This window comes from Pseudoalteromonas sp. LC2018020214 (genome assembly GCF_016598755.1).
In the GTDB taxonomy this organism is placed as follows: Bacteria; Pseudomonadota; Gammaproteobacteria; order Enterobacterales; family Alteromonadaceae; genus Pseudoalteromonas; species Pseudoalteromonas distincta.
The window spans coordinates 279,907-304,783 of record NZ_CP066805.1; the positions used below are offsets into that span (position 1 = coordinate 279,907).

At 35.4% G+C, this 24,877-nt stretch carries 16 protein-coding genes; 2 read left to right on the forward strand and 14 right to left on the reverse strand.

What is annotated here, in order from left to right; genetic code table 11:
• Window positions 1–78 precede the first annotated feature (78 nt).
• The gene (locus tag JG479_RS17730; protein WP_200220616.1) at window positions 79–471 is read left to right on the forward strand and encodes an antitoxin Xre/MbcA/ParS toxin-binding domain-containing protein; all 393 of its coding nucleotides are present in this window, start codon (window positions 79–81) and stop codon (window positions 469–471) included.
• 7 nt (window positions 472–478) lie between these two features.
• On the opposite strand, the gene JG479_RS17735 is transcribed toward JG479_RS17730, so the two are convergent.
• The 5 genes from JG479_RS17735 to JG479_RS17755 are packed head-to-tail and all read right to left on the reverse strand — an operon-like array spanning window position 479 to window position 7,395.
• Window positions 479–1,882, reverse strand: coding sequence for a TnsD family Tn7-like transposition protein (locus JG479_RS17735; protein WP_200220617.1), 1,404 nt, complete (start codon window positions 1,880–1,882; stop codon window positions 479–481).
• Between the two features lie 2 nt (window positions 1,883–1,884).
• Entirely contained in the window at window positions 1,885–2,790 is a 906-nt protein-coding gene (locus tag JG479_RS17740; protein ID WP_200220618.1) for a hypothetical protein, read from the reverse strand.
• Between the two features lie 50 nt (window positions 2,791–2,840).
• A complete protein-coding gene (locus JG479_RS17745) occupies window positions 2,841–4,247 on the reverse strand; it encodes an ATP-binding protein (RefSeq protein WP_200220619.1) in 1,407 nt (468 codons plus the stop codon).
• Window positions 4,244–6,535, reverse strand: coding sequence for a hypothetical protein (locus JG479_RS17750; RefSeq protein WP_200220620.1), 2,292 nt, complete (start codon window positions 6,533–6,535; stop codon window positions 4,244–4,246). Before JG479_RS17750 ends, JG479_RS17745 begins: the two co-directional genes overlap by 4 nt.
• Window positions 6,523–7,395, reverse strand: a complete 873-nt coding sequence (locus tag JG479_RS17755; protein WP_024611443.1) for a TnsA endonuclease N-terminal domain-containing protein — start codon at window positions 7,393–7,395, stop codon at window positions 6,523–6,525. The genes JG479_RS17750 and JG479_RS17755 overlap by 13 nt, the downstream gene beginning before the upstream one ends.
• Before the next feature lie 338 nt (window positions 7,396–7,733).
• On the opposite strand from JG479_RS17755, the gene JG479_RS17760 reads away from it, so the two are divergent.
• A complete protein-coding gene (locus JG479_RS17760; protein ID WP_200220621.1) occupies window positions 7,734–8,225 on the forward strand; it encodes a helix-turn-helix domain-containing protein in 492 nt (163 codons plus the stop codon).
• 18 nt (window positions 8,226–8,243) lie between these two features.
• Here JG479_RS17760 and JG479_RS17765 read toward each other — a convergent pair whose 3' ends face one another.
• From JG479_RS17765 to brxC, 9 genes are all read right to left on the reverse strand, one after another.
• Window positions 8,244–8,975, reverse strand: coding sequence for a hypothetical protein (locus JG479_RS17765; protein ID WP_200220622.1), 732 nt, complete (start codon window positions 8,973–8,975; stop codon window positions 8,244–8,246).
• Window positions 8,972–9,811 (reverse strand): hypothetical protein, encoded by an 840-nt coding sequence (locus JG479_RS17770; protein ID WP_200220623.1) that lies wholly within the window; start codon window positions 9,809–9,811, stop codon window positions 8,972–8,974. The genes JG479_RS17765 and JG479_RS17770 overlap by 4 nt, the downstream gene beginning before the upstream one ends.
• Before the next feature lie 108 nt (window positions 9,812–9,919).
• A complete protein-coding gene (locus JG479_RS17775; RefSeq protein ID WP_200220624.1) occupies window positions 9,920–11,005 on the reverse strand; it encodes an ArdC family protein in 1,086 nt (361 codons plus the stop codon).
• A 243-nt stretch (window positions 11,006–11,248) separates the two neighbouring features.
• A complete protein-coding gene (brxL, locus tag JG479_RS17780; RefSeq protein WP_200220625.1) occupies window positions 11,249–13,324 on the reverse strand; it encodes a BREX system Lon protease-like protein BrxL in 2,076 nt (691 codons plus the stop codon).
• Between the two features lie 75 nt (window positions 13,325–13,399).
• Entirely contained in the window at window positions 13,400–15,988 is a 2,589-nt protein-coding gene (gene pglZ / locus JG479_RS17785; RefSeq protein ID WP_200220626.1) for a BREX-1 system phosphatase PglZ type A, read from the reverse strand.
• A 64-nt stretch (window positions 15,989–16,052) separates the two neighbouring features.
• Complete coding sequence (gene pglX / locus JG479_RS17790) at window positions 16,053–19,619, reverse strand: BREX-1 system adenine-specific DNA-methyltransferase PglX (protein WP_200220627.1); 3,567 nt, start codon at window positions 19,617–19,619, stop codon at window positions 16,053–16,055.
• 19 nt (window positions 19,620–19,638) lie between these two features.
• The gene (locus JG479_RS17795) at window positions 19,639–20,166 is read right to left on the reverse strand and encodes a hypothetical protein (RefSeq protein ID WP_200220628.1); all 528 of its coding nucleotides are present in this window, start codon (window positions 20,164–20,166) and stop codon (window positions 19,639–19,641) included.
• The gene (locus tag JG479_RS17800; RefSeq protein ID WP_200220629.1) at window positions 20,163–21,287 is read right to left on the reverse strand and encodes an AAA family ATPase; all 1,125 of its coding nucleotides are present in this window, start codon (window positions 21,285–21,287) and stop codon (window positions 20,163–20,165) included. Before JG479_RS17800 ends, JG479_RS17795 begins: the two co-directional genes overlap by 4 nt.
• Window positions 21,284–24,865 carry a BREX system P-loop protein BrxC gene (gene brxC, locus JG479_RS17805; protein ID WP_200220630.1) on the reverse strand — a complete coding sequence of 1,194 codons (3,582 nt, stop codon included), beginning with the start codon at window positions 24,863–24,865 and terminating at the stop codon, window positions 21,284–21,286. Before brxC ends, JG479_RS17800 begins: the two co-directional genes overlap by 4 nt.
• Window positions 24,866–24,877 lie beyond the last annotated feature (12 nt).

The following is a 24,877-nucleotide window of genomic DNA, read 5'->3' on the forward strand; positions in this document are numbered from 1 at the left end:
TGGTAAATGAAGTCGTTGCTCTAGTGTAGTTTATGAGCTAGATTTAGATATAAACAAATAATATGAATGTGGGTTTTAATGGCTGATTTAACAAATGAAATTTCTGAAGTATCCGGTGATAAAATAAGTGCTATTGCAATCAAAACATTTTTTAACATCATGGATGAGTGGGAAGTCCCAGCAGCCAATCAAGCGAACTTACTTGGATTAAAAGAGGCTGAAAGCCTAGATAATTTCAAAATAAGCACTCCGGTAACTCTTACTGATGAAATCTTAAAACGTATTTCTTATATCCTAGGTATATACAAAGGTTTGGGTAATTTATTACCGACAAGAACACAAAGTAATAAATGGATTAAAAAACCTAATGTAAATTTCGGTAGTCTCTCTGCTCTTGATTATATGTTACAGGGCGAAGTGTTTAATTTACGAGAAGTTAGAGAGTATATCGATGCGCAAATAAACAATTAGAGTAATTTTAATATCGTATAGATGCAGGTACGTGCCCATACAACCATTCTGTATCATAATTGTACAACCAGTGGTATGTAGATGTAATCGCAAGCTGTATTTTTCTTCTGGTCTTCGCTTCATTATGAGCTAAATAGTGTAATAATTTTTCTCTTTCAATTTTACGTTTTTTGTAGTGACGCCTTTTAACCCTGAGCTCAACGATATCTGGATGTAATTTTAAAATCTTTTCAATAGTACCCTCATGACGTTCAAATTCCATCGCTATATTTTTAGTTGAATATCCAGCTAATAGCTTGAAAATAATCGCCTTACGCTCTGCTTGTGGCATAAAGTGCTTTTTGGCTTTTATATTTAGGCCACTTTTTTTAGCTATCTTACGGATATAATTTATAGACATCGTGGTCGTTTCGGCAATTTCATGGAGTGTGTACTTTTTCTCAATCAACTCAATAATCATTTCAGATCCACCCAATGATTGAGTAAAAGCTAAGTTAGCGCTAGAAGCTAATACGAAATCATCATAGTTCCTATCAAAGCTACGTATTTGATGGACACTTTTAAATAGATACACCATTATCAATAAATGCTTTATGGGTGTAAACGTACTATCAGAGCGATAAAAAATGGCCTCTGGAAATACCTCACTCTGTTTTGCAGAGAACACATCTGAAATCTCATCAATATTAAAAAGTGGTTCCCAGTATTGGATTAATTGCTCTCGCAATAGCGTCATCCGAACCAATCCCTTTCGCGTTACCATACCTCTATATCTCAGTGCGATTATATATAACGCTTTAAGACTATGCTGAAATGAAAATGGGGTATCATAAAGGTAGTTAATAAACTGCGTTAATTTAACGGCTTTATCACTTGCTAATACGTGCTGGCATCTAGACCAATTAGGCCAGTTTTCAAATGCGTATTTCGTTGCTAGTTGCTTCTCCAGTATACACTTATGTCTGAGGCATACATGAGCACCCGGTAATTGATGACGTATATGCCAATACGCAACACCAACCTCAGATTCATCATCTCGGGCACATTGCGGACAAAAATAGAGCACTTTCTTTTCATAGTTCTTAGTGGCTGTGAGCGACTGACAAGTGAACACCTTTTTCGATTCTGACTTGAGTAATCCTGACATCACAGACTTATATTTAGAGGGTGCTAAAAATACTCTACAAGCAGGTAAAATCGTATGTTCACGAATTATATACTCAATATCGACCCCACTTAATTCGCTAAGTTTTGGTAGAAAAGATGGAAAGTCAGAAAAATATAATAGTGAGCAAGATCCAAAAAGGTGGTCGAGACTATGCATTTTATTAGTTTTACATTGCAATACGGCTAAGCGCTGAATCAAACTAAATACAGTTTCACCGTCTAACCAAGTAGGACATGTCTCCATTGTTATTTACCCCATTTCTTAAACGATCCGAAAAGCTCATTTCGCTCTTCAATACTCAGAAAAACCCAACCTAAAAGTGCATATATTACAGGTGAGTAGCATGTAGATTTATTTAAAATACACCCAAGAGTTAGCTCCTTATAATGTCTAACTGCATCATAAGTAACTTTTTTAAAAGTAAATAATTTATAGGCTCCAGTTTCGTTGTATTCACTCACTAAATGCTTTTGTGCTTCGTTTCGTCGTGTGCTTAATCTACTCTTCGGAGTAAAATTATCATTAGTATTAATGATCTGATTAACACGATCAATTAAAGCTAACTTATCAACATATATTCCTTTATTTGATAAATGGTGAAGCTCTTCTAACCACGTTTCAAACGGTGTAAGTATATTTATTTTCACTGATGGGGGTAATAAAGTATTACAAACGATACATCTTTCTAAAGTTTTAAATGCTTTAAGTTGCTTATATTCAGGTGTTTTAATATTGCAAAATTTACAGCAAGAATTCAGAATCAATTTATGACGCGGACAACGAATTAACCGAGGGTCCTGATGGCTATTTCTCCAGAAAGAATACCCATAATCTGAAATATCATTTCTCGCGCACATTTTACACCAACGCAATTGAAGATCAGTTACATGAAGTATTTGGCTGTCTTTTTTTATGCTGTCACAAAACTCTATCGCCTTATCTAGCACTGCTCCATAAAAGTTAAAGTGACCAAATTGTGTTGTCCTTGATAGAAACCAATTAAGGTCCAAGCCGGAGGGCAGTTCCCATACTAGTTTTTTAATAAATGAAACCTTCAAGTACTTACTCAAGCTTCTATTTTTATTGAATTTACTTTCTTTAAAAAGAGGGAAACTATTATGTACCCCCTCCCATCTCAAAATAACACTCATGTAATGCTCGTCAGGGTGAATTACGGGTATGTATTGTGACTTGGGTAGCATTACTGGTGATGCTCCGATAAACCGGCCTGTAGCTCATTTTTATGAACCTCAGCATTACAACTATTCAATTTAGCTTTTGACCGTTCTGATGCCATTTTTGCACCTCGTACAGATGAATGCATAGTTCTAGATGTATTCAGTTTTTTTGGCTTCTTATCCGAACTTTGTTGAATCATATACTCATATTCTTGAGCTTTATTTTGTCTCAACTGTGCGATAGATAGGGAAATTGCTTCAAAATGTTGTAAGTACACCTTGTCCAGTAACGAGAAATACTCACCAGTATTTACATTTTCAGGTGTGAGATTCAATTTATGAGCCGCTTCAAAAAATAAACGCAACAATCGAGCTATAATTGCATGTATGCCAAACGTTAAATAATGAACCCGATGTCTAAATTCATTCTTTTGCACTTCACTATCAGTGAATAGGTACTTGGGTAAAAATAAATCAAAAAAAGTATGATAAAATTTGCTGTTAATGTCGATAGGTTCAAATTCATATACTCGCTCAGACATTAAACGCCTTACATTTTGGACTCTTGGTGAGCTTCCTTCATCATTATCATTAAAAAACAACTTAGCACCTTCAGGAGTACTCGTCATAAGCATAGGAATGCCTATTCGATTAAATAAGCTTTCAAGATGCTCTAAAGTGGCACTTTCTCCACTTTTAATGCTTTTCAAAAGGTGCTGACATTCATCGATATGAACAAATCCGATCATATGCTTTGCGCATAACTCTCTAATCGCACCAATATAAAAATCGACAGGGTTTCTTAATGCCCTATTATTATACGCATAGCTTGTCCCCAGCTGCTCATCGAGTGCTGTAAAGAAATTCAAAGCAAGCCCTTTTAAACTATTTGATGCACTAACATCTATTGAAACCCATACTAGCTGATCCATGATAAGCGGTGTCGAGTTATACTCGACATGTCTAATTACTTGTGGAATACAACTAAGTACTGTATTTATTACCTCCGACTTACCAACCCCCGAAATCCCCTTCGCGAATGAACATTTAGCTTTTCCTGCGTGCGCTTTATTTCGCTTTGGAATGGCATATTTTTGCTCGAAGTTGCCCCGAGTTATTACGGTATTAATAAAGCACTGACCACTTTTGTCTAATGGATTTTTAGACCGATAACCCGACTTTATCTGCTGAATAAAATGAAGATAAAGGGTCCAAGCACTCGGGTGTGGCAAGTAAGCCACCTCAAGTTCTGAGAAGTAGTCCATTGCTGAGAAATTATCATAATCCCAAAGTCCAACAGGTAGCTCGGGGGTCGTCTTAATAGCATTGTAGAAATCGACTTCACTTTCAATGATCGGTATGCATTCAATAAGAGGATTGTTTTTATAAATATTTGACTGTGCAGGTGCGTATATCGCGTTGTGTATCATATGAATTTGTCCTCTGAAAATGTATCTACTTCTACTGATGGGGGATCTTGTTTAGTAAAATCGTTATTTTGATTAATAAGCTCTTTTTGAATTTCTTTATCTTTAGAAATGGCTTGAGACTCAGCGTATTCTTTTCGGCGATTATTAACGCCATTTTGATAGCTAGTTTGATCATTTCGCGGAGCATCTTTAGCCTCTTTATTCGCAGAAATAAGCATTTCTTTATCTTCGGTTTTATTAGCAAGTTTATTTGCTAATCGCTGAGAACTTAATTCCCTTTGCTGCTCTCGTAAAAACTCTCGTCGCTCATGAACTTCTACCCAACTTAAATTTTTAAACTGTTCACTTTTTTCTGACAATATAAATGGATGTATATTACTTTTGTTATCCTCAAAAAAAATGACATTACAATTTGTCGGAGTGTAGGCCATTTTAAAAGTTAACTTTTCACCATGTTTTACTCTCAAATACCACTCTTCAGACTTTGCATAATCACCAGTGAAAATGAGTCCATTACAAGAAATACCATCCTCTTTTACAGTCACTTTAGCTTTAGGTAATAATTGATAACGAAATGAGGGTAATTGCTCTTTAGCAATAGGTATTCCCCCCGACATTTGTTCTTTTATACTAAAATTCCACATACTTCTCGGTGTTATACCAATACCAGCTTCAGCCATATCAGCATCTAAAATTTTTGCACAGTTTTTATAAGTATTATGATGGATGATTTCACGAATAATTTTTTGGTGTACTTGCTCGATTGAATAAATAGCTTTTTGGGATGCATCCTGCTCCGTATGGTCACGCTGAGCTTCAATTCCACCTTGTTGAGTTGCAATTATGCGATCAACAGTACCAACTAAACGCTCAATAATTCCCTTTAAATCACCACGAGCTTTAGTCACAGTTTCGACCCTAGTTGGCCCGTACCGTCCATTCAAAAGTTCGTCAACTTGTTCCTCTGGGTATTCAATACCATTATCGATACGTGCTGAATAAATGTCATGATGTGATTCCCATTGGTAATCTTGAAGTGGAATGCCATATTTTGCACAGTAGGATTTTTTGTCGTCTAAAATATTGTAAAGACATTCAGCAACATTTTCCCAAACAGGCGCTTTAAAAGATAAGCTGTAACCTAATATGTAGCGTGTTTTTATACATACCGCGATACAAATAAAAAGACGGCCTGCTGAGAGTCGCTTGTGGCCTACTCGCATATCCCTGACATGAAGCGATAACTCTGTAGAATCAATTTCCACTACATGATTAGCACCAAGAACCCCATCCGTTGATATGCCTTGACGATCAACCATATCGCGACTTGTCTTAATTTTTCCATATCGTAAAAGTAAGCGATCTATTAGTGGGATTACTTGCTTGTAATGATAAATAAATTGGTCGTATGAAATAATGTATTTTTCAAGGTTCGATAGATCACGCATTCCATTCTTATCAGGCTTTGGTAACGTGTAGTTTTCCAGCTCTAGTGAATATAAGCAGTATTCATAATAAATCTCAGTAAAAAGGAGCTGGCCACTTCTCGTGTTTGTACCAAATAACTTCGCAACTTTCTTTATGATGCGTTTTTCTTTAGCGGTTATAGCTTTATGCCTTGATAGTGTATTTCGACCATCAGCGCCACCACGGCCGCGTTTAATAACTTTCTCCTCCGTATTATGTTGATAATTACAGCCGCTATTCATTAAGCCAATCGGTAACAACGCATTTGTATTTCTGCCTAGTGTAATAAACTGATTTAAATAACGTATTAGTGCTGTAGGGGATGAATATTTTTTAGTCGGATCTTCATCTCGCAACTCAGCTAAGCGCTTTTCTAATAACTCAGTCGCGTTATATTGAAAAAGATACCGCTTCACACTTTCATCTTCTATCAGAAAACCAAGTTTATTTAATGCAAGATCTCGCTTTTTGAACCAAGTAATTCGCTTTTCTTCACTCAGCACTTCCGTTGGATTTCTAAGAAGCTTTGGTGGTATGAAACGTTTGACTCCGCCGTTTAACTGCACTAAATCAAATATTTCATTAGCTTCATCAAATAAATAAACCTTAGGCTTTGTTATCTGATAAGCTTTTTTCTTTATACCTTTATCAATGAGAGTATTTTTATTAACATCAATTCCTAGCGCTTCGCTCATATTAACAATAGCAACTCGCTTCATCTGGAGTTCAACGCAAACAACAAAAACATCGGATATACAGACCTTTCTAAGTCTGTGTAATGATTCAGGCTTTAGTCGAAGCTCTGTATTTAAATAAAACACTCACTACCTCCCACTAGGTCTAAGTTCAAAGCTTCGTTTAAACGGATACGCTTAGCTCTTTGTATTTTGAGAAACCCTTTTAATACGGCATTTTTAAAAAATATTTCGGCTTCAATTTGGGTATAGCGATACTTATTTGACAATGATTTCAATATATTGCGAAGTGGAGACCATGGCTCTAACTGATGTTGCATAATTAAGTTATGCGTAAATAACTGAAGTGCATTTTCATCGATAGCACTATCATAATGAATTTCACAAAATAACAATGAAGCCAGCCAAGCCTTACTATCTTTTTCTTCATTCAAACCAAAATCACAACGAGTAATAACACGATAAGGGATTTTCTTTCGTGCCCAAAAAGCTTGTTCTATCTGTAATTTTTTATATGTACGTGACGTCTTTTTTCCATCAAAAACTGGCTTATATGAATAGGCTGTTCTGTATAGTTCCCCATCATCATTAAACGATGTCACTAAAAAGTCAGTCGTCATTACATGATGAATAGCCTTTTTGAAATCATAAGGATGCACAATATCTAACTGCTTTGCGATATTGAATGTCTCTACTGGATTTAATGCATATTGTTCTTCGACACTGAATACATTTTGTGTCCAGATAAGGTGCTTATAAGCAAGTAATTCTCCGTCACTCAGCAACGTAACTAATCGATTTTGCTTTTTACAAAAAAGCTGATGTTTTCGCCCGAGTGAATGAGTGGATTGAGTCCGTATGAAAGATTCATAAGGTTTATGCGAGGAAGTGGTTTCCTTCCATTTGATAAATTTTTTCCTATCTACGTCACGAAGCCATAATTGGCCTTTAGGCGAGTGTTTTTTAGTTTTCTCAGGTTTTGTCATGTTTTCACCAACTTTAAAATCTTAATTGGTAAAAGTTATAGTGCCCAAATTTTGTTTGTACAAGCAAACGAGGATTTATTTAACCTACTGATTTTTATCTTTTTTTGTAATGAATAGAGAGTAGTTTTTTACTTTTTTAGTAAATTTCATTAGAATGCATAAAAACAACTGGTATTCCATACAGTTATAAAAATATCTTTTTTTGTAACTAATTGAAATATCTTTATTTTGATAACTTTTAGTTGTAAAAGAGAAGCTTTTAATGCGAACAAAATATAAGCAATATCATCATAAGTGATATTGCCTTATAACTTTTTGTTTCGTAATTACGAAACATTATGATAAATCAATATTTAAAAGACATTCGTAGCCAATTAGAGCTACTTGACGGAAAAGCTAAATACTCTCAGTCGGCTGTTGCGCGAGCCTTAGATTGCAATCGCAGCTATATAAGCCGAGTCGAGAGCGGCAAAGAAAAACAGCTATCACGTGCTTTTCTTCAAAAAATCGCCCAGTATTATTGTATAAACGAAACCAAGGTATTAATGCTTGGTGGTTACATTCCTGAGGTAATGAGTAAAAAGGTATATGAACTTGATGATATATCGGGGCTATTAGAACAACTAATATATCTCGATGAAGAAAAGTTAGGCTTTATAAAAGTAGGTCTGAGTGACCCTGATAGTTTATTAGCCCTTATATTAGAGATGCAATCAAAACCCTTGCTTGAGGGTGTTTATCGAATACTCGCTAACTTTAATGCCAAAGAACTAAAAAACCTTAAAGACGATCTCGAAAATTATGGCCCCACTTCCCTAGAAGATAAGTAGTTTGACTTCGATAGCACCTTAGCTTGGGAGATATTTCATAATAAAATCAATCTCTTTTACCTTTAGGTAGAACTCTGAATCTCCCCGAGGATAATAACCTTTGATGACTACACTTGTTCCCGTCAATTCAATACTAAAAGATGTAAGAGGGCTCAATATTGCTTTGGATAAGCGATAAAACGGGGAGTTAGCTCCAAATTTTGCAGCAGCGTAATGAATAATCGCTTCAATATCGTCCATATCTGAAACGTGATTTTTTACTTCTAATCCTGGATACTGGTAACTATTTAGCCTTGCGGTCATCACTTCATACGACGATGCCGCGAGTTTATCAGTAAAACCCTTGTTTATATCTAAAGGGGTACGATACCACTTAGTCCCTGATCGATGCGCCTTTATGCTTAAAGTATAAATAGGTTTAGGATTTGAAAAACGTAGTTTAATGAAATTTTTCTTCCTCATTAAAGCATCTAAACTAGCTATATCTTCTGTTGCAGCTTGATAGTTAAGTGCTAACTCAAATGCAGTATGACTGTTTTTTGGTATGATGAATATTTGCCCCCACCACGTAATTACAATATTGCAGCCCTTTACCTTAAATGCCTTAAACAAGCTGCGTAATAACACTAAGCTAGGCTGCCAGTCCTCAATAGGCACATCAACTCCACTCACTGGAGAACAATGATAATCAAGAACCACTCTGCGCTTTTTAGCTTGTTTGATTTCTGATAGCAAAGTTTGAATATTCATATTGATTTAGGCTCAGCCATAATCTTTATACTAAAAGACTGATGTCGCTTTCCAAGCTTTCCTTGCTTTGTAATGCCTGTGCCACTAAATGTGATTTCCTTATCGTAGTAATAAACATGTTCAAACTGTAAATTAACTGTTCTATTTTTAGTATCAATATGAGTAATTAAATCACCATAAACCACACCAAAAATACGCTTTATGACTCTTAATACTATTTGCTCAATCTCCAGTTCAAGCCGTTCAGTTTGTACACTTAGCTTGTTCGACTCTTCATTTAAGTTAGATAATAGTTCATCACGACCTTTCGTTAGCGCATTGGTACACCTATTATCTAAATCACGAATCGGCGAAATTATATTCTCAAGCTGCCAGTATAAGTCGGAGGTTTTTTCAAATCTTCCTTGTTTAGCTTCAAGTTCACGAAGTAACGATAAAACTAATGGCACACGTTTTTTATTTAATATAACGCTTTTAATATTCCGCTCAGGTAGAGCTATATCGTTAATATCTACATATGGGGTAATGAAGTGAGGGTCTTTATTTGGGGGGAACAGCCCTGAAAAGGCAATTTTTGTATTAGTTACATGTAGGTATGAAGTCATTGAATGATGATACCGATTGGTTAGCTCATAAAACCAATTGACCTCCGTAGTTTTTACAACAACCTCATAAAGATTATTTTCTTCTAGAAGCTTACGAGCCTTACGTACTTTATTAATGAGTCTTTCGGCAAACTCAACTAAGCAATAAGTAGGTAACGTTAACCTGTAATGTTCATTCAGCTGTTCTTTATTAAGTAATTGCACCGCTAAACAAATCACTTGATGAGACATATAAATTCCTCTCAGCTCTTTAACAAAGCGTAGCTGAAATAGAAAATGTTCATTACAAATTATTATTTTATTTATCTGTTTTTTCTTTATTCAATGTAAAACTAGTAATTACCAATCAATAAGGTGCTTATTAGGCTTTGAGCATTGCTCACAAAACGATAAGTTTTCATAACGGGTTAATGTAACGCTATAGCTTTCATGACAGTGGTTACAGCACGTACTAACTTTTAGAGTGCTTACAAAACCTGTAAGGGTTATTTTCTCTGGTTCTACTGCTTCAATATCATTAAGTTGTTCAAACTCTTTATCTTCACAATCCACATCAGCGTTTTCAATGCCTGTTAACTCATACAAAAAATGTACTGCTTTTTTTGCGTCATCTACGGCTTTAAATAAGTAATGAAAATCATTTTTTAAATGCTTTGTCCAAGACTTCAAATAAGCAGCATGATCCGTTCTTGGCGTAATTGTATTTTCAAGCCGCGTACATATAATTGCTGCACCAAGTTCAGCAACAAGCTCTTCATATGCATACTGTTCGGTACTATTATTGGCTAAGTCGCGTTTCATTCTAGAGTTATGCCCACTCCAATGAATTAACTCATGGATAGCAGTAGCATAATAATTATGCTTTTTACTTCCATGAGAACTATCTACAAAGTTAGTGGGATATGGCAGATATATTTTATCTTCGTATACTCTATAAAAAGCATCTGTATTACCATGAGTAATATTTGCTTTGCATCTGGCTATAAATTTATCAGCACTCGGATCTTCTGGTATATCATCTGTAAATAAATCAGGGTGTGCTGGGTTATAATCATTGACTTGGTCAGCGTTGAACACCGAATAGGGCTTAAAATAAACAATATAATCCACATCACTGGGTTTATTTTTTTTAGCGTAAATGGGGCGAAATAAACGCGTTCCTTTTGAGCGAATTTTTACCTTAGCTTTTTTTGTATTCCATTGTTTAAGTGTAGCCCACTCATCCGATTGAAATTTATTCTCAAGGGTAGATAGCCAAAGTAGCGTTGCATTCATTCCACTAAAAAGGTGGTGTGTAATGGCGTTTTTAGGTTCTAGAAAACCATTATGCCAAGGTGCAACCCATTCCCCCAAATTCTCCTGCATTTGCTCAATTAGCTTATCTACAACACTTCTAATATGCGCGTCTACTTCTTCCTTTTTCATAATTAAATTCCGTTTATATAAGTCGCCATTTTAATCAACCGATTTTGAGTCAAATAATAAGAAGTCCATACCTAAGTTTTTACTACAGATAGGTTAGCTACTTTGGTATTGGTTCAAGTATTCTCATATAAATAGACAGTTAAACATATGAAATACTATTTAAGCATTCAGGTAATCTAGCTTGCCAATAGAAACTGTTGAACTCAAAAGCTATAAATAAAACTCAACAACTCCTGAAAATATTTATTGAATATTTATAAAAGTTACTTCAAAACCTTTCAATGGCCTATGTTTTTGTATTCTATTAGATAAGCTAAACACATCATTTACATCATATTGCTGAAATATATCTAAGCCGCGATCTAGTGATATTTTCCATCCAGTGTTGGTAACAATATGGCGTGCATGTTGACTTCCGGTTGTATCAAATGAATAATCGAACTTAATACCTACTGCAAACATTGAACTTTGGATTTTTTCAAAGTACTCACGTTGTTGCTCACCTTTAAATTCATCTTCAACGGTTATCAGGCTAACTACAACTTCATCCTCTTCGGCTTTTTGTTTAATGATAGTTTCAAGTAATTCCATCAAATTTTTGGCCTGATAAAATAAGCGAATATAAGGGTCAGTAATTGTTATGTGTTTCGCGCCTTTGAGGTATGGACCAAACAAATTGTCGTAGCTGACGCCCCGTTGATTCTCTACAAAAGTTAAGTGATGCTCTTTTAACTCGCATTCATCATAAGACGCTTTTTCAACAGCAACTGAAATCAATGGTTCTCGTTGTTTATCAACTACAGGCTCTATATCAGGCTCAGGCATACCTATGTCTGTAACTTCCCCAACGGTCTTATTGAAATAGTTCGGATACTGGAGCTCTTCAAGTGTACTGACAGGCGCTTCTTTTCCCACTTTATTGCTATAAGAAAAGTTAACATCTGCATAAGTACTGTCAATTCTAAATAGCTGGTCTTTGACACGCTTTCGACCTTCCATAGAAAATTTCAAAATCTCTTCAATTTCGGCTTCAGTTGCGCCTCCTTGAGGGAACAATATTTTCATTAAACCAGAAAATGTTTTATGAACAGCGTCTCTATCACGCGTTGATATCTGCGATGATATTTTAAAATATTCGCTATAGTGATCTGAGTAATCTTGGTTTCTTAGATGGCGTAGTACTTCTGCCAAATAATCAACAACAAAGCCATAACCGTCAGAAAACATTTCACCTCGTATTATATCGACTTCCCAACCCGGTATATAAAAATGTAATCGATCTAAAAATGCTGAGTCATAGAATTTTTCTGGTAAAGCATCAAATAAGTCTGAATGCTTTAACATATAAGGCACGCTATGTTCTGTATTACCAATAAACGCCATTGATGCATCTGCACCCAGCATTTCAACACCACGAGAGAAAGACTTATTCGCCATGTAGTTTTTCATAATATCAACAAGGGCTTTATCTACTTTCTTTTGCTTACCTGCAAACTCATCAAACGCAACTGTATCCCAATATCCTACTAAACCTAACTTGCCTGTAGAGTTATTTACAAAAAGCTTAGGTACGGTAACTTCACCACCAGAAATCAAAATACCGTGTGGTGAAAATTCAGAATAAATATGAGATTTACCCGTACCTTTTGGGCCAAGCTCAATTAAGTTAAAGTTGCGTTCACAAAAAGGGATTAAACGCACCAATTGCATTAACTTACTTCTACGCCCAAAAAATTCAGGATTAAAGCCAATGCTTTGTACTAGTACATCAATCCATTCATCTAAATTAAACTTACTTCGAGCATCAATGTAGCCATCGTAGTCAAAGTGAGACATCTGAATGGGTTTAATTGTACTCAAAATCCAAGGGCTAGCATCTTTCTCTTCGGTGTGATCATATTCAACATCGGCAATAACCCAAACCCCACCTACTAATAACTTAGGGTGCTTTTTAACTGTCCCAGAATCAATTAGAACTTTTTTAATACCAAGATTTGAAAATTCGGTTTCGTATACATCTTTTTTATCGTTGAGTGAAACACTCACCTTATCAATAACTTTATGGCGACCTTTTTCACGAATGGTTGAACGAATCAAACCAGCCTCATTACGATGTACGTAATGCTTAGCCAGAATTTCTTTAACCGTTTGAATGCCAGATTCAATACTTGCTTCATCATTAGTTGCACAGTATTGGCCTAGTAAATACTCAAGTACGTATGAGGGAACAATGGCATTCCCTTTTACTGTCTTTACTAAATCTTTTCTGACAACAAGACCAGCAAACACATCACAAATTTTACGGTTAAGATCACTCATTTTCATGCCTTAAAGTTAAGCTTAAAAAGTCCTTTTTTTAAACTATTTATTATTTTTTACTATATTAAAAGTACACTAAAAGTCGAAATCTGAAGTAAATGAACGACGAATGGTATAACGCAATTGCTTATATTCTTGATATTGATTTGAGCCACTAACTGGCTCTTCAAGTTTTAATATTACTTCTTGATTATTAGCAGATTCAGCTTCCTGATTAAGCAATAAACGAAGTTTCATCTCCCGTTCACGGGCATTTTCAGACGTTAAATCCATTCTCACAGTATGACTATCTGAAATCAGCTTGCCTGATTCAGTATAGATACCAACACGTAATGATCTAGGTTGTGCTTTATCTGTAACTGCTTCTACTTGGTATAAGGTCACCGACAATTGCCCTGAAGTGATCATGTTTGAGCCACCGCGTAATATATCAACATCAACAATTCTAGTGTCGCTAGAACGCTTTTTATTGATTTTTATAATCGGAACTATAACTTCTTGAAGTGATGCACCACCGTGAACAAAGCGGCTACCAGAGCCACTTAATCGTAGTCTTTGAATTCCTTTAGGAATAACAGCATGCACATCTCCTTTTAAGCCAAGCTCGTTTGAGCTAAAGGCTTTTAATGACTTACCAGATGTTAAGCCTTTACCAAGTACAAAACGTCTATCGTTATAGAGAATTTCACCCACTACGTCTTTTGATAAATAATCGCTTTCTTCCAACTTACTATTTTGATAAATAAAGCCATGATCTGCGGTAATCAATAAATTACTTGCATTAGCATTAGTTAACTTTTTAATAAGTTTTAATAAGTCATCAAATGTTTTTTCTGTGGCCTCGAAAGCTTCACCTTCTGACTGCATTTTATCGCCAGCATGGTCAATCCGGTTATGATAAATATAAAGTACATCGTTCGCTTTTAATAGTTCACGGCTATCAGACTGCGTCATCTCAATTAACGACTTAGCCTGTACCGCACTTGATCTATCACCATGAATCGTCTTTAATATTTTATCCCTGTTATCCGTACCTTGGGTTGAGAGTTCGCCCATAAAAACAGTACCCGTTTTATTATCCGCTAACTGTAATGGATATTCTCTTGATTGAGGTAATAACGATGCCATTCCTAACTGGGTATAACTCGGCATAGCTGATAATGCATGTTCAAGTTCGGCTTCAAAACGATCTTCTTGCCTAATGCGACTTACCATTTCTTCACCTGCTTCATAACGAAAGGCATCAGAAATAATCACACACACTTTTTTATTTTTATCTAAATACTTAGTTTTAACCCAATGGCTATAAAAATCACTTTGTGATTTAACTTCTGGCACTGTCCAAGTTGTCATAGCATCTACATGTTGTTGCCATGCATTACTTAATGTTTGAACATAACTATTTGTATATAAATTCTCAATCTGCTCTGTTAACGAGCTTAACAATGTCGGTTGAGCAGATACTTTAAGTGCATGGACATATTGGCGGTATAACTGATCAAGCTTATACCAATGCTTCGTATATCGTTGAACACCTTCTGACGCAGTCGACATATCAAATTTTGAAGCATCTAGTAATGCAAAAAACTGGCTAGCAAAATCAACCGCATCATATAAAAAAGCAAAATCATTGTACCAATGACCCTGTCTTCGTTGACGACACCAAACTGCTACCTCACCTTGTGATACAGTTCGGTTTGCAACACCACTTACTAGTTCATGGATTACTTTTTGATCAATAACTCTAAAGTAATCCAGTTCAAGTACATCTTTTAAACTTCTGTGTTGTAAGTCATTTTCTATATTCATTATCTTCGAACACTGTGCAGACAACCATTCAAACGTATTTTGATGAGTACGGCTATCTTTCCAACGTTTAAAGAAGACTAAAGCGCTATTACTCATATTTTTCTTTGTTGCTGATTCAGGTTCTACTGTCGTTCCTTGCAGTCCTGTTGGTAATTCAGCTAAATAGCAAAATTTGAATAATTCAAAAACAAAGTCTTTGATTGAAGGATTGTCACTTTGGTAACCATATTGATTAGTAACCTGTTGCCATAAAAAACTATCTAACTTGCACTGCTCAATTAGCTGATAAGCGTCGTTATTTCCCATATCAGCCATTAACAATTCAAGAATCACATCTAAACGTGCATCTCCTTTCTGTGTTGCTCCAGCAGCTACAAACAACATTTTCGATCGTATTTGGCTCAAGGTATCATCAGGAACTATTAAACTTTTAAGTACTTGCTTACGTTTTTCTGCCAATACTTTTGCTTCGTTCGTGTCACCAATTGAATCAAAAAATGCTGAATGCAACTCAACTAACTCTGTAAACTCACTGGGTAACTCTAGCTCACTTAGCCAGATGGCAACTTGGTCGGTTCTAAAAACTATATGAGCAAGTTCTACATCTAATAGCCAGTTTTTTATAGGCTCTGGTTGCTTATCTTCTTTGTATAATAAGAATTGTGCTTTTGGTGACTCACGTAGTAGTTTGTGTTTAATTGAAAACTCATTATTAGCAATTTCTATCTTTTCTATATTGTCTAGGGACAAAGATTCAAAGGCATCGCGAAGCTCTTTCTTCTCGTCGTACCAAAAAACAATACGGTTAGTATCAAATAATCTGCTTAATGCTTTTTCTATTCTATTTTCTGTCATCAAATTTCCTAAACCGTTTTAACGTGATTGCTCATTAATTAACAAACTAATATTTACGTTAAAACTAAGATAAGCCTGCTACTTTTTTCAGTGCTTTACCAAATAATGGGTAGTTGTGCTTAACGCCATCATCTAAGTCTATTTCAATATTCTTTCCAGCAAGTGGATACAATACGTCATGCTCGTAGTCATTCACTTCTTCAAGCACTTTATCTATTTTCGCAATGGCTTTAATCGCCTGCGTTATATCCTTTTGGCTTGCCGATGCACTTATTTCAACTTGCTCGTAGCTTTCTTTACGTGCTTCTAACTTAGTACGAAATTCACGTAAGTAATCATTTAATACAACGCTAGCAGTATCAGGCTGATAACGATGCATATAAATTAATGCGTTAAATGAGCCTTTAGGGCTTGAGAACATCCAATAAATAGGTCGTTTTTTATAACGCTTAACATGATCCGTATAGAAATCTTTGACAAAATACTTTTTAATATCTTTACCGATGGCTTCTTCAATAAATGCTAAATTTTCAGCAAAGTGCTCTTCCCCAAAAGTTGCCTTTAAGAAAGCTTTAAAACGTTCTGTAATATCGTCTTCAAACCAATCACCATCAAAATCGATAATTGGAATCACATTATCTTTGTCAGGCATAAATGTTGGTGAAGGTATTTTAGAAAGATAATTTTCTATCGTATCGCCTTGATTAGCTAAAATCAGACCTTCTTCATCGGTCGAGAAACGCCCAAAAACACATCCTACCGAGTAAGAAATAAACTCAACTAAAATCACTTTTTTGTATAATGATTCTCTTTCTTCTACAGATAATGTTTTTCTTACTGTATTCGGGAACCTATAAGCTGAATTACAATTCAGAGTGATTTTATTTTCATCGACAGCAGTGGGAAGCTCCCCATCTAAACTATAATCATTTATCAAGATTTTATTGTTGGATACCTCAATCTGTCTAAGGTTTTCAATTCTATTAAGTTCATTTTCACGAATATTCGAATACTGATCTTGTAACCGCTTATTCTTTTCAGTTAGTCCTTTTAAAAGAGAAAAGCTTGTAAACTCCCAAGATACTTCACTTTCATTCCAGTCAATCTTTGATATTTCAACTGCTTTATCAACATTTAGAATCAACTCAGGCCGTACGGTTTGGCTGATAGGTAGAGTTCCAATAGGTCCTTCATGATAATCTAAAGTAGGGCTGACACACTCAAGTAATGGGTTTACAATATTTGAATTAAAAAATGCTAGTACATGTTTTAATTGTTCTGATGCTTCAAAAAAACACATAGACCCTTTCGTCTCAAATATATAACCATTTGGTACATAACGCATAGAAAGCGAAGAGCTTGAAAGAGACGACCATGTAATTCCAGTCTTAAAATAAAAAGGTTCATTTACGACTCTTTTTGAAGCACTTCCATACCTTTCTTTTACGACATCCTTAATTTCCACCCCATTTTCGAACCAATTCACTACATATTCATTGTTGCCGTACCACTTTCTGAAAGCTCCACCTTTTTGTATTGGAAACCATTTCTTTTTACTATTGAGGGAATCATCTGAATTATTAGCATTCATATAAGTTTGGTCTTGGGAGCATTCAAACCAAAAACGCAAAAATCGATCATTGTCAGTTGTTGCGAGTCCTTGCTTAGGTTTTGCAATAGCAGCTAAACTTGGGTGCTCTTTAAATAAGTTACTCAATTTCTTTGAGGCCCAATATGATATTGTATTTCCAGGAATCACTTCAAAATCAAACTTTGATGCTCTAAATATGTATTCGCAGTCAGGATTTTTTACTGCTTCTTTTGTTAACTCAGAATAATCATAATTACCCGATTTAAAATCGACTAATCGTATAAAATTACCCGGCATTACTGAATCACTTCGATTAATGAAATTAAAGGCACAAATTTGTACTGTAGCTCCTTTAAAGCCGTTTAATGGTAGCTCAACTAAATTGGTTAAATTACATTTACTGGTCAATATTTTTCTTAAGTGTAAAAAAGATGATATATACATCCAAACATTAGGGCACATTATTCCTACACTACCGTGCTTCAATGTCATTTTTGAAACTCGTACAATAAATGAAGAAAACAAATCAGATTTTACTAAATTGTAATTTTCTTTTAACCAGACACTCATTCGCTCATTCATACCATTCTTCCCCATGTAGGGAGGATTTATTATCACCGCTGAATATTTAGATCTTAAATATTCAGCCTGTTTTAATATTTTTAAAACAGACTTATGCGTGTCATCAAGAGAAAAGTCAATTGCCGCACCTTTTTCTTCAATAATAGCTAAAACATCAGAAATATTATTCAACGTTGGTTGGATCAATGAGCCAAAGTTATCAGCTTCTTCAAACTCAGTAAGCGTTACTCTAAAATCATGCGTGAATAACTCTCGCCCTATAAAATCCATATATTCTTTAAGGGCATCTTCATCTATTTTTACTTTCTCTAATCGACAAATATTAGGTTTGATTGGGTTTCGGAAAAATCGACGACGATTGTTACCATCACCATTTGGATTCCCCTTAAGAGCCTTCATACTTAACGCAAACGCAGCTAGTTCAGAAGCTCGTTCGTCAATCTCTATTCCGTATAAATTTTTGGTTAATATTAGCTCAGGAATATCAACAGGATCATAGTTAGAATCTAAGTAAATGGCGTATAGCAAGTCATAGGCATATGTCAGTATATGGCCTGAACCACAAGCGCTATCACATATCTTTAACTCTTCTGGGCTGCCAACTTTAAGAAAATCAACCTCATCCTCGACTGGTTTAATGTAATACTCCATATGCTCAATAATTTTTGAGTTTGGATTGTTGAGCATCCATAAACGACCTAATGAGTTTTCAACCAAATATTTAACAATCCAATGAGGGGTAAACAGTTGAGTAGCCGCAGGAATATTTTCTGGCGTTATCTTTTTATTTTTCTTTAAGCCTTCAAAAACCAGATCTTTCTTCTCAGAAATATAAAACTGATATAGCCAGCCAATAGATTCAACTGACTCACAGTTTTCAGGCGTCATTGCTTCACGAGTGTAAGCAAGAATAGAATTACCCGATAATAGATCATCAGGCATTAACAGCTCTGTATAATCTTCAATACGCTGAAATAAGAATGGCATTAGACGATGGTAATCATTGCACACAGCAACAATTATTAACCGATAGGCTTCAGCTTGGCCGTCACGACTTGGAACTGAGCCACTTAATAGCCCTTGAATATCTCCACGCGCTTTGTCATTAAAAACAGAGTCATCCAAATGACCTGCTTTTGCTTCTGCCAATATTTCAGGCTGAAATTGCCCTGAAATAGGTGATAACACCATAATACGATTATATTGATTTACATCCATAAATCTAAGCGCACAAAAGCGATTAAACCAAGTGTAAGCCACTAGCTCAATGAGTTGCTCTTCGGCATCTTTTTTATTTGAAGACTGATTGATTTTTTGTTCTAGCTCTTTAACCGCTTTAGGATGCTCACGACGAGCAGCACTCTCATCAGCTAAGACGAGTTTTAGTTTACTTTGCACTTGCTCAATTAAATTACGACGAGCAAATTGAGCGAATTTTTTTAATTTGGATGTATCCATGATTAACCTAATTTAATTGTTAAGCGGTTGCTGATATTCTTTTTAATGGCCAATCAAAAACTTTATTCCAGTGTTCCACAGTAAGAACGACACAATCTTGTACATATTTTCGTTTCCAACCTTGACCTTCACTTTGAATATCTGCCATTAACCGATCTTTAAACCCTGTTAAAATAAGTTTTTGAACTGAGTCATCATATGCATCCAGACCAAGCAAGACTATATATTTGAATGGCTTAGTATCTCTTTCCATTAAATGCATATAAGAATATGAATCTCTAGCTTTGGGAGTAAGTTCTTTCTTTAATACAGAGTTATTTATTAAACGCTTACTATATTTATTTTGCTCTTTTTCAGGTGAGCGAATATTAGAGGGATCTTTTATTTCAACTAATAAAATGTCAGTCTCCCGTTCAATTACAATATCAACAAATTTCATATTCTCGGGTAAAGTAACTCCCTGTATATCTAACTCTTCCCATAATAAAGTTTTTGGAAATTCAAATTCAAGGTCAGCTGTTTCCTCAGCTTTAAATTTCACCGTCATATTGCTAACGCTCGTTCGACATCTTGATCATAAATTTCAGCATAAGCATCACTTATTGTAGACTTACTAATCAAGCTATAGTCATCAGAATATTCGCATATAACTTTTTGTGTTACAGGATCTTTTGTAAGTAAGTGGTATCGGATACTATCCCCAATTTTCTCACCTTTTTTAGCTAGTAAATCAAACCACTTCAGCAATGCATAATCATGTGTCGCAATAAAAATCTGTTTACCATTCCTAGATATTTCTAATAGTGATTTAACTATCATTTTCATAAGCTTAGGGTTCAAATTTGATTCTGGCTCATCCCAAAATAACGTGCTTTTAGCTGAGTTATTAATCTGACCATTCAAAATAAGCTGCTGAATCATACCAATTTTTCGGTAACCTTCCGCTGTCATGGTCGTAGATAATTCACTACCCGCAATAGGTTTAAACCAAAACTCATTAGGCTTATCTGTGTATTCTTGATAATTTCCGGCAACAAAGTAGTGGTCTTTGTCTTTATAGCGATATTGACCTTCAATATTCTCACAAAGTTGTTTTAACACTCCCCCTAACCTCTGATCTCGGTTAAGAAGTTCTTTTTCTTCCAATGTATCGTTATTTATGAAAGCTAAACAAAGATCAACTACGGTTTCATCAAACAACTCTCTTAGCTGTTTTTCATTTACCTTTTTTGACTCAAGAGCAGGTAACAAAGTAAGCACTTCTTTAGTAGGTAAAAATACACCTGTTTCTAAATCAAATTTTTCATCAAGAACGTTTACTGTTTCAGTAGATTTATCGTTCTCAATTTTAATTGTATTTGTTGAGCCATATGCATCTTCAATCGAAAGACTACAATCTTTCTTCGCATCCCTATTTATGACTCCCCCTAACCTTCTACTTCTTGGTTTAAATAAGCCAAGTAAAGATGACTTTATCTGAGCCTGTATTTTTGAATCAGACACTCCTGCTGACTTCAATGAGCTAGCTTTTCCTAACAGGTATGCTGCTTTTAATATTTGTGTCTTGCCACAGCTATTTTCCCCAACAATAATATTTATTTGAGATGAGCAATTTATAACAACGTCTTCAAAAGCTGAAAAATTCTCTAATGTTAATTTAGTGATCATAATTGAATATGCTTCCCTTCTTTAATAGCAGCTAGTAATACCTTTTTATATTCTTCTAAATAACCTTCAACATCACTTTCACTAGCAAGCCATGGTTTAGGGTAATCAACACGTATTTGCTTTGCGGATACACTTTTAATTTCTGCTTTGTTTTTTGATAAAGTTGGCTCTTGAACTTTTGGTGAAGGATCAACAGTCTTACCACCAAACAAACCTGCCTGAGGCTCTGGTGAGGTTTGTGTTGGTTCTGGCACAGGATCTAGTTTAGGAGCAGGTTGAGACCATGTCATTAATCTCTGTACTTGAGCCGAATAAATCTGATCTTCGAATCGTCTTGCTTCATCACGTAACATCGCAATTAATGCTTGTTGCTTTAATTTATCAACAGCACGCGTAAATTCGGTAAGCAGTTGATCTTTCTTATCTTGCCCTAACGACTTGTATTCATAAAAACCAACTAGCTTATCTTGAAGATTTTTAACTAGTTCAATGGCTTTTTTACGCTCTAAGTTTACTTGCTCTATAATTTTATTTTCTAGCGCATCTGTATCACTTTTAAGTTGTTGTATAGCGCTACCTTTAAAAATAGTTGCACTAATTAAAGCATCTTTTATTTGCTGATACTCCGCTCCTTCAACGTACTCTATATTTGCCTTTTGCTCTGTTACCACTTGTTTAGCTTTATCAAAGGTAGATTTTTGCGGACCTCTCATAAATTTAACAATGGGGTCTATCATCTTTTCTTTATAGTCGAACCAAGTATCTTCATTTTGGGTAAGTTCGGTCATAAACCATGTATAAGGTTTTGTTTTGAATTCTTGAAGCTTAGTTACTATATCGGTTAATACTCGCAAAAATGGATACTGCTCTGATTGTGACTGTAACTTATCAAGCTCAGTCGCCTGTTCTGCAAAGGACTCTTGCAGCTCTTTGGCAATAGCTTTCGCTTCTGTCGCATGAGCAACCTTTTCAAAGTAGTCACGATAAAACTCTTTTACACCGCGTATTTGTGAAGGTGTAAACTCCACTTGTGGATCAAGTATCAAGTTAGCATGGGTAGCAATGTTTCTTAATGCACGAACTAGATCTTTATCATCAAGCAAGTTAGTGGATTCACGAACTTCGATCTTACCGCCTGCGCATAAGTATGCGAGGTTACAAAGTATAGCGGCATAAGACCAACCATTCGGTTTACTTTCAAACTTTTCAACTAACGATTTAACCGTGGTACGGATTCCACCTCGACTATTACTTTGAATGAATGAAAACATCTCCTGCTGAGCTTCAGGAAGTTGAGTGTTATCAACAAGTAAGCCTTGTCCTGCTTTTTTAATAATATCGGCAATATCATTTTCACTGTAAGTAATATCACGCAGCATTTTTAGGTTTGGGTAAGTGTGTTTGATTAACTCACCAAACGCTTTGACCATTTTGTTTTGGCCATCTTCGCCACTTAATTCAATTTCTGCACCTGCTACAAAGTATTTTGCCGTACCAACGAGTTTAGATACTAGTACTTTAAGCTGATTTAAGCGATCAACGTTTTGTATACCTTTTTCAGTGAGAATACGTTTTATACTGTCTTGTTGTGTTGCTTTAGTTTCATGAGCGACATATTTTTCAGTTCGTTTGTAAAGAAGTAAATCGGTTACTAATCGGACACTTTCTGGCAGCACTATACGTAATTCGTCATTAAATAACGTATCTGATTTATGTTTTTCAAATGCATCACGATGGTCATGAAATGAGGTGATAACATTAATTGCCAATTCATTCTCACGACCCGATATTTTATCGTCTAATTTACGACTAAACGGATAATCTTGGTTGTTTTCTACCCAACGAATCTTTCTATTTTTAAGTACACCGTCATAAATCAACTTCTCAAGTTCAGAAGCTATAACATCAGAATCAATCTCTACATTTTTGATCTCTTTTTCTATGTCTTGTTCTTCATCTGTTAAGTACTCAAACAAGTCGCCATTACGTTGAATGTAAGTTTCTTTTTCAAGTAAGTTTAGTGCTTGCTCTACTTCTAGTTTTAATGAAGGAATATCACGCTTGAAACTATCATGCATTAGTACACATAAATTTCTTACTGTGGGTTTAAATTCTTTCACGTATTTTACTAAGAACAGTGCTTTTAATAGTCGTATTGCAAACTTGTTGTCTAATTGAAGTTCAGCTTTTAATATCGACTGTTGGTTTGCTGTTTTAAGTGCGGTACGAATACCTTCAAACATTAAATCAAACGTCGCTAGTTCGCCAAGGTTGTGATCTTTTATAGCTATAGCTACTTCTTGGAAAACACCTAACATTGAACGCTCACCAACTGAACTATGCTTACCTTCAAACGCACTATGCGTTGAGAGGTTTTGGATAGCAGACTGAAAAAGCCCAAATTGATACGGGATAAACGGATAGCTTTGTAAAAAGTGCTCTTTGTCTTTAAAGTTTCGGTATGACTGTGAACCATCTGCGAAATCAAACAAGGTTTTAAAGTTATTTTCTTGCTGATGATATAATTCTGTTAACTGTGGAATAAACTCTTCTTTTTTCTCAAGCAAACGTTTTTGAATTACTTCTGCAACGTCTTGACTGGTGAGCTTCATTCGATTTTTAAAGCGAGCTTGAATTTTCGTAAAATCGCTTTCATTACTTTGATCAGCTTCGCCAATCACTTTCGACATATCTTCTTGAGCTGTGACAATAACCCAAGCTTGTCCCTTACACTTAGAGGCTAAACTTTCAGCGACCGTTTGAAGGTTCGTCATCAGCTTAATGTTACCAGCGATATATTGCCCAACCTCATCCACAAAGAAGTTTAATCTAAAACCCTCTTCTTGCTTTTCAATATAGCTTTGTACTTGCTCAGCAAAGTCTTCAATTGAAAGCCTGTAATCTTCACGGTATTTATCTAGAATACTGGTAACAGATTGCCCAGATACTTGGTTATAAGCTTTATCAACATCAGCGGCCATGCGTTTTGCTCTTGCACGACCTTTTATCCAGCTCATTCCGCTGATAGATTCAAATGTATTGGTAAAATGGTCTAACAAGCCATCGTCTTTCAGTTCTCTCTCAAATTGCGCTATGTAAGCTTGTTTACCATAAAAACCACAATGCTCATCGAAAACTTTTACAAAAACAGCGACCAAGGCATCAAGTTCAGTTTTACTGATTACATCAGCTTTTTGATCGATATTAAATAGGATGCTTTTTGAAGGAATAGCAACAGCACGCTTAAGATCATTTGCAAAGATTCCACCTTCATTTAGTGGACGCTTCTCTAAGAAAATATCTAACGGGCTTATATCTTCAATAGATGTATTTTCTAAAAGTAAGGCGAGCATTTTTAATAAGTGGGACTTACCAGAACCAAAGAAACCAGATACCCATACACCGTTAGCACCAGCATAATTTAGGTATGCATCCAAAAAGATATCGAGTCGTTTGGCAACTTCATCTGTAATAACGTATTCATCTAATTCTAGATATAAACCAACATCGTCATCCGCTTTAATAACACCTTCAATTGGTCTGTCTACTTTCTTTGCAAATAATTGAGATAATTTCATGATATGCAGCTT

Excerpts from the sequence above, each read along its gene's own strand:
- JG479_RS17730 (WP_200220616.1), top strand. The coding sequence starts at position 79 with ATGGCTGATTTAACAAATGAAATTTCTGAAGTATCCGGTGATAAAATA.
- JG479_RS17735 (WP_200220617.1), bottom strand. The coding sequence starts at position 1,882 with ATGGAGACATGTCCTACTTGGTTAGACGGTGAAACTGTATTTAGTTTG.
- JG479_RS17740 (WP_200220618.1), bottom strand. The coding sequence starts at position 2,790 with ATGAGTGTTATTTTGAGATGGGAGGGGGTACATAATAGTTTCCCTCTT.
- JG479_RS17745 (WP_200220619.1), bottom strand. The coding sequence starts at position 4,247 with ATGATACACAACGCGATATACGCACCTGCACAGTCAAATATTTATAAA.
- JG479_RS17755 (WP_024611443.1), bottom strand. The coding sequence starts at position 7,395 with ATGACAAAACCTGAGAAAACTAAAAAACACTCGCCTAAAGGCCAATTA.
- JG479_RS17760 (WP_200220621.1), top strand. The coding sequence starts at position 7,734 with ATGATAAATCAATATTTAAAAGACATTCGTAGCCAATTAGAGCTACTT.
- JG479_RS17765 (WP_200220622.1), bottom strand. The coding sequence starts at position 8,975 with ATGAATATTCAAACTTTGCTATCAGAAATCAAACAAGCTAAAAAGCGC.
- JG479_RS17770 (WP_200220623.1), bottom strand. The coding sequence starts at position 9,811 with ATGTCTCATCAAGTGATTTGTTTAGCGGTGCAATTACTTAATAAAGAA.
- JG479_RS17775 (WP_200220624.1), bottom strand. The coding sequence starts at position 11,005 with ATGAAAAAGGAAGAAGTAGACGCGCATATTAGAAGTGTTGTAGATAAG.
- brxL (WP_200220625.1), bottom strand. The coding sequence starts at position 13,324 with ATGAGTGATCTTAACCGTAAAATTTGTGATGTGTTTGCTGGTCTTGTT.
- pglZ (WP_200220626.1), bottom strand. The coding sequence starts at position 15,988 with ATGACAGAAAATAGAATAGAAAAAGCATTAAGCAGATTATTTGATACT.
- pglX (WP_200220627.1), bottom strand. The coding sequence starts at position 19,619 with ATGGATACATCCAAATTAAAAAAATTCGCTCAATTTGCTCGTCGTAAT.
- JG479_RS17795 (WP_200220628.1), bottom strand. The coding sequence starts at position 20,166 with ATGACGGTGAAATTTAAAGCTGAGGAAACAGCTGACCTTGAATTTGAA.
- JG479_RS17800 (WP_200220629.1), bottom strand. The coding sequence starts at position 21,287 with ATGATCACTAAATTAACATTAGAGAATTTTTCAGCTTTTGAAGACGTT.
- brxC (WP_200220630.1), bottom strand. The coding sequence starts at position 24,865 with ATGAAATTATCTCAATTATTTGCAAAGAAAGTAGACAGACCAATTGAA.